The 12,544-nt window shown below is 64.0% G+C and carries 12 protein-coding genes; 5 read left to right on the top strand and 7 right to left on the bottom strand.

The features are described 5' to 3' along the window. Positions 1-176 precede the first annotated feature (176 nt). The 5 genes from CH275_RS24095 to CH275_RS24075 all read right to left on the bottom strand — a co-directional run bounded on the left by CH275_RS24095 (position 177) and on the right by CH275_RS24075 (position 4,605). Positions 177-599: a nuclear transport factor 2 family protein gene (locus CH275_RS24095; protein WP_094680699.1), complete on the bottom strand. Its 423-nt coding sequence runs from the start codon at positions 597-599 to the stop codon at positions 177-179. 191 nt (positions 600-790) lie between these two features. Next, positions 791-1,255 carry a phosphotransferase gene (locus CH275_RS24090; protein WP_179276317.1) on the bottom strand — a complete coding sequence of 155 codons (465 nt, stop codon included), beginning with the start codon at positions 1,253-1,255 and terminating at the stop codon, positions 791-793. Then, on the bottom strand, positions 1,252-2,574 hold the full coding sequence (locus CH275_RS24085; RefSeq protein WP_179276316.1) for an MATE family efflux transporter: 1,323 nt from the start codon (positions 2,572-2,574) through the stop codon (positions 1,252-1,254). Before CH275_RS24085 ends, CH275_RS24090 begins: the two co-directional genes overlap by 4 nt. Beyond that, the gene (locus tag CH275_RS24080; protein ID WP_094680696.1) at positions 2,571-3,104 is read right to left on the bottom strand and encodes a CGNR zinc finger domain-containing protein; all 534 of its coding nucleotides are present in this window, start codon (positions 3,102-3,104) and stop codon (positions 2,571-2,573) included. The genes CH275_RS24085 and CH275_RS24080 overlap by 4 nt, the downstream gene beginning before the upstream one ends. 202 nt (positions 3,105-3,306) lie before the next feature. Then, positions 3,307-4,605, bottom strand: coding sequence for an NtaA/DmoA family FMN-dependent monooxygenase (locus tag CH275_RS24075; protein ID WP_094680695.1), 1,299 nt, complete (start codon positions 4,603-4,605; stop codon positions 3,307-3,309). Positions 4,606-4,771: 166 nt separating this feature from the next. Between CH275_RS24075 and CH275_RS24070 the strand changes: the two genes are divergently transcribed. From CH275_RS24070 to CH275_RS24050, 5 genes are read left to right on the top strand one after another with little or no spacing between them, the layout of a single operon-like run. Next, a complete protein-coding gene (locus CH275_RS24070) occupies positions 4,772-6,607 on the top strand; it encodes an FAD/NAD(P)-binding protein (protein ID WP_094680694.1) in 1,836 nt (611 codons plus the stop codon). Positions 6,608-6,651: 44 nt separating this feature from the next. Beyond that, positions 6,652-7,740 (top strand): ABC transporter substrate-binding protein, encoded by a 1,089-nt coding sequence (locus CH275_RS24065; RefSeq protein WP_256991191.1) that lies wholly within the window; start codon positions 6,652-6,654, stop codon positions 7,738-7,740. Further along, positions 7,740-8,597, top strand: coding sequence for an ABC transporter permease (locus CH275_RS24060; protein WP_094680693.1), 858 nt, complete (start codon positions 7,740-7,742; stop codon positions 8,595-8,597). The genes CH275_RS24065 and CH275_RS24060 overlap by 1 nt, the downstream gene beginning before the upstream one ends. After that, complete coding sequence (locus CH275_RS24055; RefSeq protein WP_094680692.1) at positions 8,573-9,331, top strand: ABC transporter ATP-binding protein; 759 nt, start codon at positions 8,573-8,575, stop codon at positions 9,329-9,331. Before CH275_RS24060 ends, CH275_RS24055 begins: the two co-directional genes overlap by 25 nt. Then, positions 9,328-10,656, top strand: coding sequence for an LLM class flavin-dependent oxidoreductase (locus tag CH275_RS24050; RefSeq protein WP_094680691.1), 1,329 nt, complete (start codon positions 9,328-9,330; stop codon positions 10,654-10,656). Before CH275_RS24055 ends, CH275_RS24050 begins: the two co-directional genes overlap by 4 nt. Before the next feature lie 75 nt (positions 10,657-10,731). On the opposite strand, the gene CH275_RS24045 is transcribed toward CH275_RS24050, so the two are convergent. After that, positions 10,732-11,463: a class I SAM-dependent methyltransferase gene (locus tag CH275_RS24045; RefSeq protein WP_094681092.1), complete on the bottom strand. Its 732-nt coding sequence runs from the start codon at positions 11,461-11,463 to the stop codon at positions 10,732-10,734. Between the two features lie 126 nt (positions 11,464-11,589). Then, the gene (locus tag CH275_RS24040) at positions 11,590-12,531 is read right to left on the bottom strand and encodes an NADP-dependent oxidoreductase (protein WP_094680690.1); all 942 of its coding nucleotides are present in this window, start codon (positions 12,529-12,531) and stop codon (positions 11,590-11,592) included. Between the last annotated feature and the right edge of the window lie 13 nt (positions 12,532-12,544).

Here is a 12,544-nt window from a genome sequence, read left to right as displayed (position 1 = left end):
TGGACCCTCACCCGCAGACACCGAAGTCGACAGCAGCATGGGTGCAGGCGGACTGCGATCCCAGGCGATCGATGATCGCCGTCGGTCGCCTTCCGAGCCAGGTCATAAACGTGACGCTAGGCTCGCCGGCCCCGATAGTGCACCCGCTGCAATCACGCTGATTCGACGGCCAGGTGCTACCGATCCTGTTCCGTCGACCTCCAGGATGATCCGGTCTCCCGCTCGAAAGCTGGTCGCACGTCGACGGTGTCGTACACGATCGACAGTGTTGTGATGCGCCCGTCGTCGTCGAGTTCGGCTACATCGACGACGTCGAACGGGGCAGCTACCCCGGAGGGCAGCCGCCAGTCGAAATGGAACCAGAACGTGACGAGCCGCGCTCCTGCCGAGGTGCGCCCCTCGGCCACGCCCTTCGACGTCAGCTCGGCGCTTGCGGTATCGATGAACAATGCCCGATAGAAGTCGGGTGCCGGCGTCGGACCGTACAGCGGCGAATGCACGACGGCACCGGGCGCGAACAGACTCACGAGCGCGTCGAGGTCGGCGCGATGGAGGGCGTCGAGGTAGCTCTTCACGAGGTCGTCCGTGGCCGAGTTCATGCGCCCACGCTAACCGATCGCAGAACGTTGGCAGCGGCCTGCCGCCGGACGCCACGGCCGCCTCGGCAAGCGGGAAGGTCTTGGCAACCGTCACCTGGAATCAGCGTGAGGCAAACCCGACGCAATGGCGGTCAGAGTTCCGACACCCACCCCGCAGAGTCGTTCTCATCCGAAACCGCAGCAGGTGAATGTCACAGCACCAGCACGTCGAACCATTGTGCCGCTGCAGAACTCAACGGTGGCACCTGTTCGTAGCCGGCCCGAAACGATCGCCGTACCGACGCCGGTATGGGTCGCCACTCGGTGAAACGGGTACCGAGATAAACGCTCGCCTTGGCCAGATCCAGCACCGGAGGATCAGTCCGCACCTCGTCGAAATCGAGGACCCCCACCACCCGAGAATTCTCGGTGAGGATGTTCGCTGCTCGAAAGTCGTTGTGCACCAGTTGGACACTCTCGTCGAGCTCGGGAAGATCGGCGAGAGAATCGCGAAGCCTGCGCGGCGCGTCGGGCGCGAACCCTCTGTCCCGATCGGACAGCCAGTTCTCGATTCGCTTCTTCACGTGCACCTCGCCGTGAGGTGACGGCCAGGCGTAGGAGCAGAGATCGCTCGATGCCCGATGTAGCAGAGCGAGGCTCGCTCCTGCGGATCTCACGGCGATGTCGAGGTACCAGAGGCGAACGGCCGACGTGGATCGGAACCAGAATGCAGACGCGACGGACTCCGGCTACTCGCCGCGTGGAGCCTGCGATGGGGCCAGACCGCTCGAACCAGCAGACCTACCGGCATCCCGATCCACATCCACCTCAGATCGCCCGTCAACCATGTGGCACCGGCACCGACCACGGTGATGCCAGTGCCGAGCCCGATGCGAATGAGATTCACCCCGAACGCACCTCGGCCGAACTCGACTCCGTCACGGGTGAACGCCACCGCACCGACAACGAAGCTCAGAGCCGACAGCCACCAGATCGTTCGTGCCGCAGACTCGACCTCCTCCGAGGCCGCGAGCATCTGCATCGCCAGCGGCCCGATTGCGAAAACAACTGCTGCCGAAACACTTCCGAGCCCGATAGATCCGATCAGTACGGCCCTCTCCACCTCCGAGCGCTCCGCGTCCGATCGAGACGAGGACACCAGAATTTGAGCCGCCGACTTCCACCCTTCGACGGCCAGCACCACCAGCAACCACACCTGATACACCACCAGATGCGCGGCCGCGTCCACCGCCGAGGACCGCACTGCGGCTGCAGTCATCGCCAGCGTCGCGCCGCCGAGAAGCCCCGAGCGCACCGCGAGCAGACCAGCTGCGGCAACCGAAGTCTGCCATCGATCCCGTCCGCTGCCGGATGACGCCGTACGCAACCACAATCCGCGGCGCGCCAATATCCGCCATCCGACTGTGGCGACGGCCAACTGCGCCAGACCCGATGCGGCACCGAGGCCCAGGATCCCCAGATCCATCGAGACAGAGGCAACGACGATTCCCACGTGTATCACCGCCCCGCCCAACGCAAGTGCGGTGACGTCGGAGACGTGCCCGGCCCCGCGAAGCGCGCCGTAGCCGGCCAGTACCACTGCCGACACCGGCAACCCAGCGGCCCGCACCAGGAGGTAGGCGCGGGCATCACCCTCGGCGACGGTCGACAACGCGAACAGCGTGACGCCGCAGGCGAGCACGAGGCCCCACACCGCCGCGAGAGCAACCGATCTTCGTACAGCCGCCTGTAGCCCCACTCGGTCTCCTGCTACCCGGAACCGCGCAATCTGGGTCGTCTGCGCGAACATCAACGGAGTGAGCAGCCACGTCGTCGTGGTCACCACACCGGCACCGAGGGCAAGCGCGCTCTGCTCGGACACTCCCAGGTACCCGGCCGCGGCAGTGTCTGCGAGACCGCTCAGCGGCTCCGCGAGCAGCGCCAAGCCGGCCAGTCCTGCCAACCGCAATGCCGACCGGAGGATTGCCGTGTTCACGACACCCTTCGTCGATGCTGACGCACATGAGTACGAGTAGCGCATCGACGAGAGCAGAAGCGTTGGCGCGCAGAGCGACTGAAGTCCACGAACGCACTTTCGCACGAGTCGCACACTCCCAACCGCAGTGCACCGGACGGGTCGGCCAACACGGTCGCGAGCGCGACCAGACAGTTGGTCCGCAGTCGTTCGGCGATTCCCGTCGTCGCATCGTCGTAGTGCAGGTGCGGAGCGAAGTCGTCCGAAATCGAGACGGTGACTCGAACATCTACCGATGCCAACACGTCGTTGAGCAGCTCGGCGGCCGACTTCGACGTCTCGGCCTCGAAGACGGGCGAAACCTCTCGAGCACACCGTTCGAGGACCGCTTGGGCATGGGCAACTTCGACCGGACCGGCGACCCCACGGTGCCTGATGGGCAGCGATTCCCGCACCAACAGCGCAGCGACCCAATCACGGTCCAGACTGTCCGTTTTCCAGGCGTTGACAATCTCGGCCGCCAGCTCGGCGGCAGGTCGGTGAACGGTCATGACGCCAGCATGCAGTAAGCGTCTACTTCAATTCAACGCTTACCGAACGCGGAGAGAGTCAGCCGCGGATCCCGAAGTCGACGGCAGCGTGGGTGCACGCAGACTGGGATCCGAGGCGGTCGATCAGAGCGGCTACTCGTGCTTTGAGCCAGGTCATGAACGCGACGCTAGGCCCGCCGCCCAGATTCGTCACCCGTTGCAATCACGCTGATTCGAACGGAGGCAAGGGAGGAAGTTCGAGATTTTCGCGGAAGGTTCCGCCGATGTAATCGGTGCCGAGGATGCCCCGTGTGCGCAGTTCCGGGAACAGTCCGTTGAGCACGAAGTCCCCTGTCCGTGAGTCGGTCAGTCCGCCGACGGAGATGACATCGAGAACGCCCGCGTCGTAGCGTTCCTGGATGGCGTCGGCCAGCTGCTCGGGGGTTCCCGCCGCGGCCCAGTGGCCGGTGTCCTTCGATGCGATGATCAACTCGCGCAGCGTTTTTCCCTGCGCCGCCAGTTTGCCGAAGATTTCCACCCGGCCGCGTCGACGGTTGACCGAGGACGGGTCGGGCAACACCGACTCCGGGATCGGCTGGTCCAGCGGCAATTCCGACAGGTCGACGCCACCACCGAGCATGTCTTCGAGCCGTATTCTTCCGGCCTCGAAGTCGGTCGCATCCTCGGCCTCGCGAACGATCTGCGCCACTTCTGCTTCCGACGCGCCGTAGGTGGCATGGAAGGAACTGAAGATCAGGGGCAGTTGGTCACCGCGACCCAGTTCGGCGGCCCGGGTCCTCACTGCCTTGGTGTAGGTGACGGCGTCTTCGAAAGTCGGAAGTGAGGTGAACACCACCTCCGCGAATCGGGCACCCAACTCGATCCCGCCTGCGGACTGCCCAGCCTGGAACTGCACCGGCCGACGCTGCGGCAAGGCAGGAATGTTCAGCGGACCCTGGACGGTGAAGTACTTGCCCCGATGATCGATGCGCTGCACCAGCGAGGAATCCAGTTCCGTGCCCTTCGGCCCCGACGTCAATGCGCCGGGCTTCCAGCTGTCGAACAACTTGTTCACCACCTCGAGCGACTCGGTGGCGCGGGCATACCGTTCCTCCGGGCTCGGCAGGTCCAGGTCGCTGTAGTTCTCCTCCCCCAACGACGAGGTGACGGCATTCCACGCGGCACGGCCGTTGCTGACGTGGTCGAGCGTCCCGAAGAGCCTCGCCAGGTTGAACGGATGATGAAACGTCGTGGTGACCGTAGCGATCAACCCGACATCCGAGGTGACCGCAGCCAGCGCGGCCAGATAGATCAACGGTTCCTGGGCGCCGATCGCACCTTGCGACCCGAAGCTCAGCAGATCGGCCGCGAAGAGCGCATCGATCTTGTTGGCCTCGGCAATTCTGGCGACCTCGAGCGCCTGATCCAGGGTGGACTTCGTGGAATCGACTGCCGCGTCGTAGATATCGGTTCCACCACTGACGCCGGTGACGGTCTTGAGTGTGCGACGACGCTCGCTCATGCGCCCTCGTGCCGAACTGTTGCGAATGTCATGTGAAACGACGGTAAAGTGCCGCCGGCCGAAAAGGGAAGACTTCTACTCAGCGTGATTTTTTACACCTGCAATCCCCGATTTCTGCACGTGCATACTTGATTTCGAGACGTCTGCACACTCGGGAAGGAAGCCAGTGACCGCGTTCACCATTGCGATAGTCGGCGCAGGCCCCCGCGGTACCGGCGTGCTGGAACGGCTTCTGGCACGCGAGCCCGCCGCGGATATCCACGTGATCGATCCCTTCCCGCCCGGAGCAGGCAGAATCTGGCGTGGCAGCCAACCGCCACTGCTGTGGATGAATTCCGTCGCTGCCGATGTCACCATGTTCACCGACGACACCACCGTCGTGGACGGACCCATACGAACGGGTCCGACGCTGGCCGAGTGGGTACTCGACCACGTAGACACACTGCGCGCGGACCCCGAACTTTCGGACGAGCTCGAGCGGTTCACGCCCGGATCGTTCGCCTCACGCACCCTTCAGAGTCGCTACCTCGGTTGGGTGTTCGAGCGCGCCATCGCTGGGTCCAGAGCGCACGTGCATGTACACCGCGCGCGGGCGACAGACCTGTCGGCCGACGGAGTTGTCACTCTCGACGACGGTTCGACCATCCACGCCGACGTGGTTCTGCTCGCGCAAGGCCATCCCGATGCGCTTGCCTCACAACGGGAGACAGAATTGGCAGACTTCGCGAATGCCCACGGGTTGACGTACATCGGCCCCGGATACACCGCAGATCTGGACCCGAGCCCGGTACCTGCGAGTGCGCCGGTGTTGGTTGCGGGACTCGGGCTGGCATTCATCGATTGGATGGTGTTGCTCGCGGAAAGTCGCGGCGGCACCTTTGCACGGAGCGAGAACGGCACACTCGTGTACACACCTTCGGGCCGAGAGCCGGTGCTCTACGCAGGCTCGCGACGCGGGGTGCCGTATCACGCGAAACTCTCCTACGACATCGCCACCGCTCGGCCACCTCTGCCGAAGTACTTCACCGCCGACGCGTTCCCCGGCGACGGACCGCTGCACTTCCGCGACGAGATCTGGCCACTGGCGTCCAAAGAACTTGCCTGGGCCCACTACTTCGAACTGTTCGCTGCCCATCCCGAGCGCACCACAGGATCCTGGGCGGACTTCGAGACCGGATTGGCCGAGATCGAGTGGGAGTCGGAGGAACTCGGTCGGTTCGTCGAGCAGTTCGTTCCGAAGGACGACGACCGGATCGATCTTGCGCGTATCGACAAGCCCTTCGCCGGAGTGCGATTCGAGAGCCTGGAGGATGTTCGGACACACCTGGACGAGTACATCGAGACCGATCTACGCCGTCGAGCCGATCCGCATTACAGCTCCGACGCAGCGGTCTTCTCCGCATTGCTGTCGGTGTACATGACGCTCGGTGAGTTGTTGCGCCACGGCCGTATTCCAGCGCACTCCGTTGCAACGGACGTCGAAGGCTGGTTGCATTCGTTCTTCAGCTTCGTCGCCAGCGGCCCGCCCCCGGAGCGGCTCGAGCAGCTACTGGCCCTCAGCCGGGCAGGAGTGGTCCACTTCCTCGGGCCCGACATCACCTTCACTGCGGAGGACGCGTCCTTCGTCGCTCGCAGCGCTGCCCACGATGTGGTGGTGCACGCCGCGACCTTTATCGACGCGCGCCTACCCGTCGCATCGATTGCCACTGCGGGCGACGAGCTACTCCGCACCCTGCATGCGCGTGGGGAGATCACCGACATCCGCGCGACCGAACAGAGCGCCGCGAAAGTAGCCGTGGACGGGCACTCTCGATTGATTACAGCGTCGGGAGAGATCGCTGGTAACCGGTATGCGGTGGGGCCGTGGGTTGCTGGACACACGTGGTCGAGCGCCTTCCCGCGGCCGAGGACCAACGCTGGGTTCTTTCGACACAACGATCAGCTCGCCGCCGAGCTGCTCGGCCACCGAAATGATCGTGAAGCGCACTTAGAATCACGCTAACGTAAACTGTTGTTCAACAATCAGTCTCGCGTTTCACTGGTCCCATGCGCACCTTGATGGCCATACGACGACCGTTCCGAACCGCGACCACAGCCCTGGTCGCCCTGTGCACCGTGGCCGTGGCTCTGTCCGGTTGTGCGTCGGACGATTCGCCGGACAACGCTCTCGCCGCCGACGCTGCGCTGCCCACCGAGGTCCCGGAGGGAACCAAGCTGGTCATCGCGGACCAATCGGAGGCTCAGCAGACCGTTCTGGCCGCATCGGGCGAAGCAGATGCTCTGCCGTTCGACTACGAGTTCGCAAACTTCGTGGGCGGACCTGCGATTCTGGAGGCCTTCCGGGCCGGGGCCGCCGACGTCGCCATCGTCGGCGACACCCCGCCGATCCAGGCACTCATCGCCGGCCAGGATGTGCCCATCATCGCTGCACGCCAGTCGGACCCGAACAACACTCGGCTCGCAGTGGCCGCGGGTCGAGACATCACCACTCTCGCCGATCTGCGAGGCACCAAGATCGCCTACGCCGAGGGCACCGCTCAGCAGGCAATCGTGTTGCGCGCGTTGGCTGCTGCCGACCTGACCACCGATGACGTCGAGCTCGTCCGGTTGCAGCTGTCGGAGTTTCCGGACGCCATCCGCACCGGTCAGGTGGACGTCGCGCCGCTGAACGAGCCCAATTTGACCCGCTTCCTTGCCAATCCGGGCACAACGTTGATCGACGTCAGCGAGTCCGACGGCACGTCCACAGGATTGAGCTACCTGTACGCGCGTCGTGAAGCACTGCAGGATCCCGCCAAGGCCGCAGCCCTGCGCGCCTACGTTGCGTCCTACATTCGCGCGATCGACTGGTCCAACGACAACCCGGACGAGTGGATCCAGGCGTACTACGTGGACAATCAGGGGCTCACCGAAGCGGACGGTCGACGTATCGTGGAGTCGCTCGGACCGGCGACCTTCCCCGTCCTCGACGAGGCTCTGGTACAGCGCCAGCAGGACACCATCGACGTCATCGATGCAGCAGGCGAACTGCCCGAGAAGGTCACCGCATCGGACGGATTCGACCTGCGGTTCGAGCCGATCATCGCGGAGACGGTCACCGAGGTCGGCGCCACCCGCACGCGCGAGGACAGCTGATGGCCACCCTGGCACTGCGCCGCACCAGCAAGCCACACGTACTCGACTCGACCGGCAAGCTCGCGCCCCGGCGTACCTCGACCCGGCGCCTGGGGCCGGGCAAGCCAATTCCGTACGGGTTGGCCGTCGGCCCTGTGCTTCTCCTTCTTCTCTGGGTGATCTCGTCCGCCGCCGGATGGCTTGACCCGCAGACCCTCCCGGCTCCTTGGACCATCTACCAGGCCGCGGCCGAACTGATCGCCGACGGTCGCCTGCAGAGCAATCTGCTCACGTCCGTTCAGCGCGCAGGGATTTCACTCGTACTGGGCGTCGCCATCGGGGTCGTACTCGCCCTCGTCGCCGGCCTGAGCAGGCTCGGTGAAGCTGTGGTCGACGGGCCGGTGCAGATCAAACGCGCCATTCCCACCCTGGCCCTGATCCCCTTGTTCATCGTCTGGTTCGGAATCGGCGAGTCGATGAAGATCATCGTCATCACCACCAGTGTGCTCATCCCCGTCTACATCAACACCCATGCCCAATTGCGCGGAGTCGACAAACGTTTCGTCGAGCTGGCCGAGACCGTCGATCTGTCCCGCTGGCAGTTCATCCGAAAGATCGCTCTCCCAGGCGCACTCCCCGGTTTCTTCACCGGCCTGCGCATGGCGGTCACGATTTCGTGGCTGGCACTCGTCGTGGTCGAACAAGTCAATGCCACCAGCGGCATCGGCTACTTGATGACGCAGGCACGCACCTACGGGCAGATCGACATCATCGTCGTCGGGTTGGTGGTGTACGCGCTGTTCGGATTGATCGGCGACACCCTTGTTCGGGCGGCCGAAAGAAAGGCACTGGCATGGCGACAGACACTGGGCGGTTGAGCACCACAACAACGCCGAACGATTCTCGAGTAGTCGAAGCTCGCGGTCTCAGCAGAGGTTTCGACGATCGGCTCGTGTTGGACAACATCGACCTCGATATACACAAGGGCGAGTTCGTTGCGCTGCTCGGGCGAAGCGGCTCGGGCAAGAGCACGCTACTTCGCGCATTCGCCGAATTGGATGACGGCGTACTCGGTTCCGGCGACCTACGCGTGCCGCGAGCTCGAGCCGTCGTCTTCCAGGACTCTCGTTTGCTTCCGTGGGCCCGTGTACTCGACAACGTCATCCTCGGACTCGCCGGCCGCGATGCCTCTGCTCGTGGCCGCGCCGCCCTCGCCGAGGTGGGCCTGGAGGGCCGCGAGAGGGCCTGGCCCAAGGAACTGTCCGGCGGCGAACAGCAGCGAGTTGCGTTGGCCCGCTCATTGGTTCGTGAGCCGGAGCTATTGCTTGCCGACGAGCCATTCGGTGCACTCGACGCACTGACCCGCATCCGCATGCACGTCCTGTTGCGGGATCTCTGCGCGCGCCACAACCCTGCCGTGCTGCTGGTCACGCACGACGTCGACGAGGCAGTACTACTCGCCGATCGCGTACTCGTACTCGACAACGGCCGCTTCGTTGCCGATCGCCAGATCGATCTACCGTCACCGCGTCGTCACGGCGACCCCCGATTCGTCTCGCACCGCAACGCCTTGCTCGAGGCTCTCGGTGTCGAGGAAGGAGCACACGCATGACCAGGACCCTGCACTTCAATGCCTTCCTGATGTCCACCGGTCATCACGAGTCGTCCTGGCGTCTGCCGGAATCCGACGCGCGCTCCGGCACCGATATCAAGCACTACCAACGTCTCGCCCAGATCGCCGAGCGCGGCACGTTCGATTCGATCTTCTTCGCCGACAGCCCCCAATTGATGGCAAATGTCGCGCTACGCCCGTCCGGGAACCTCGAACCGTTGCAGATTCTGACGGCCGTATCGACGGTCACCGAACGAATCGGCCTGATAGCCACTGCCACAACGAGTTACAACGAACCGTTCAACCTTGCGCGTGCATTCGCCTCCCTCGACCACATCTCGGGCGGTCGTGCAGGCTGGAACATCGTCACCACGGCCGGTCTGGAGGCGGCACAGAACTTCAACCTCGACGAGCTGCCCAAGCACGACGTTCGGTATGCCCGCGCGGCGGAATTCGTCGACGTGGCTCAGAAGTTGTGGGACAGCTGGGACGACGATGCGATCTCAGCGGACAAGGAGTCCGGCGTATGGGGACACAACGACAGGGTGAGGACTGTCGATCATCGAGGCGAATTCTTCTCGGTCCGAGGGCCGTTGAATGTCCCGCGACCGATCCAAGGGTATCCACTTCTGGTCCAGGCGGGCTCGTCCGAGGACGGCAAGGATCTTGCGGCCCGGCACGCCGAGGCAGTGTTCACCGCGCAGCAGACCATCGACGATGCTCGTGCGTTCTACGCAGATCTGAAGGCGCGCGCTGCTGCTGTCGGTCGAAATCCTGACCACATCAAAATTCTGCCCGGCATCGTACCGGTCATCGGCTCGACCGAGGCCGAGGCCCGCGCACTCGAACTCGAGCTGGACCGGCTCATCGTGCCCGAATACGCACTTGTTCAGCTCGCGAAAACCTTGAAAGTGGATCCAACGGCTCTGCATCTGGATGAACAGCTTCCTGAGCAGCTACTGCCCGAGGACGCTATCGAAGAGGCCAAGAGCCGCTACACCCTGATCGTGGAACTTGCTCGACGCGAACGGCTCACGGTGCGGGAACTGATCGGTCGCCTCGGCGGCGGACGCGGGCATCACACGTTCACCGGTACGCCGCTGCAGGTGGCCGACGCCATCGAAGAGTGGTTCCTCGGCGGAGCCGCAGACGGCTTCAACATCATGCCGCCGGCGCTCCCCTCCGGACTCGAGGTGTTCGTCGATGAGGTGGTCCCGATTCTGCGGGCTCGCGGCCTGTTCCGAACCGAATACACCGGATCGACGTTGCGTGAGCACTATGGCCTGCCGCGGCCGGTGAACCAATTCGGTTTGGTGACTGTCTGATCGGGGGCTGGTGGGCCGAAGCTGACACTCGACTACGCCTGCTCCGACCGAAAGGGACCAGACAGATCCGGTCCACTACCTGCGTGCGTACACGCTGATGTGCCGCTCACTCGAGGCAGTGAAGGGCTCGCCGTTCCAACCGCCCCACCGGTCCCGCAACTCGAGACCGGCGATTCTCGCCATCAGATCCATCTCGGCCGGCCAGATGAGTCGGCACGAGATCGGACCCAGCCGAACCCCGTCATCGGTGAACGAGACGTGGTTCTCGTCGAGGATCTGCGTCAGTGGGTCATAGCGATTCACGTCGAGAATCACCTCACCGGCACTGAGTCGTTCGACGTTGACGAACTGGTTCCCCCGTAACCATGCCGATGGCACGCCGGCTTCGACGACGAAGACTCCGGTTGCCGTCAGATGCGAGGCCGCATTCTCGAAGCAACGCACCTGACCGTCCTGGGTCAGCAGGTTGTAGATCGTGTTGTAGACGAGGTAGACGAGCGAATATTCGTCGGCTGGGCCGGTCGCGCTCGACATGTCGCCGATCGTCACATCGATCTCGTTGCCGCCCGGCCTCTCTCGCAACCGACCGATCATATCCGGCGACAGTTCGATACCGTCGACTCGAATGCCCTGTTGTGCAAGCGGAATCGCGATACGTCCGGTACCGATAGCAAACTCGAGTGCAGATCCGTCGGCGGCCAGACCTGCGAGAAAGCGAACGGTGTCGTCCTCATCGCCACGCACGGATTTGTCGTATCGCCGTGACACCTCCGGCCCGAAGCTCGTCGCGGGGTCGAATCCTTCCATGCGCCTGATGGTGTCAGCCGGGTGACCAACCATCAACCGATTTGTCGAGGGCAGCCGAACCAGTCGCCGCGGTTCCTGCCATCCCCTCCGGGAGGCAAAAGTGAATGCCCCGCTCAACCTTTGCCGTCACGGAATCAACACGAACTTTCCGCGTGGGTGATCCCTTTTCAACTCCGCATGCGCCGTCGCCGTGTCCGCCAACGGGAACGTCTTCGCGACGACGACCTCGAAATCACCCTCACCTGCTTGTCGCACGAGTGACAGGGCTGCCTTCTTACGCCGTTCCGCGCTCTGCGGGTTACCGCCACCCACCGAAGGGAAACCGTCGTTAGCGGCCCGCTCGAAGGCAGCGATCGTGACCAAACGGGCTTTGTCCGTCAACAATTCGAGGGATACATCCACGGCCTCGTCGGTGCCGACCGTGTCGATGGCCGCATCGATGCCGTCGGGTGCCACGGCCCGCACACGATCGAGCAATCCCTCGCCGTACTCGATCGGCACCGCACCGTATTTCCGCAGAGCGTCATTGTTCTCCGCACGCGCTGTGGCGATCACGGTCGCACCACGGGCCTTTGCCAACTGCACGACTATGGATCCGACTCCGCCGGCCCCGCCGTGTACGAGCACGGTGTCGCCGCTCGACGCAGCGACCGTTTCGAGCGTGTCGTATGCGGTACCGGCGACGACGAGCAGGCCGGCAGCGACATTCCAGTCCAGAGAGGCGGGCTTCGGCAGTACCGCGTCCGCAGGAACGAGAATCTTCTCGGCGTATGCCCCCTTCGCACCGGACACGATCACCTCGTCGCCGACCGAGATCGGCCCGCCCGCACCTTCGGCCGCGTTACCGACAGCAACGACGACGCCGGCCGCTTCGCTACCGAGCGGGAGCGGAAGCGACGACTCGTCGGTGCCGAACGCGCCGCTGTAGAGCTTGTAATCGATCGGATTGACCCCGATGGCCCTCACCTCTACCAGAACCTGCCCTGCTGCAGGCTTGGGCAGAGCCCGATCGACGATCTCGACGACCTCTGGCCCACCGAATGATGTTGCTACCGCTACTCGAGTCATGCCGCCCTCAACT

Source organism: Rhodococcus sp. 06-235-1A, assembly GCF_002258785.1.
Lineage (GTDB): Bacteria > Actinomycetota > Actinomycetes > Mycobacteriales > Mycobacteriaceae > Rhodococcoides.
The sequence above is the reverse complement of the archived record's forward strand: the minus strand, read 5'-3'. Positions and strand labels throughout refer to the sequence as shown.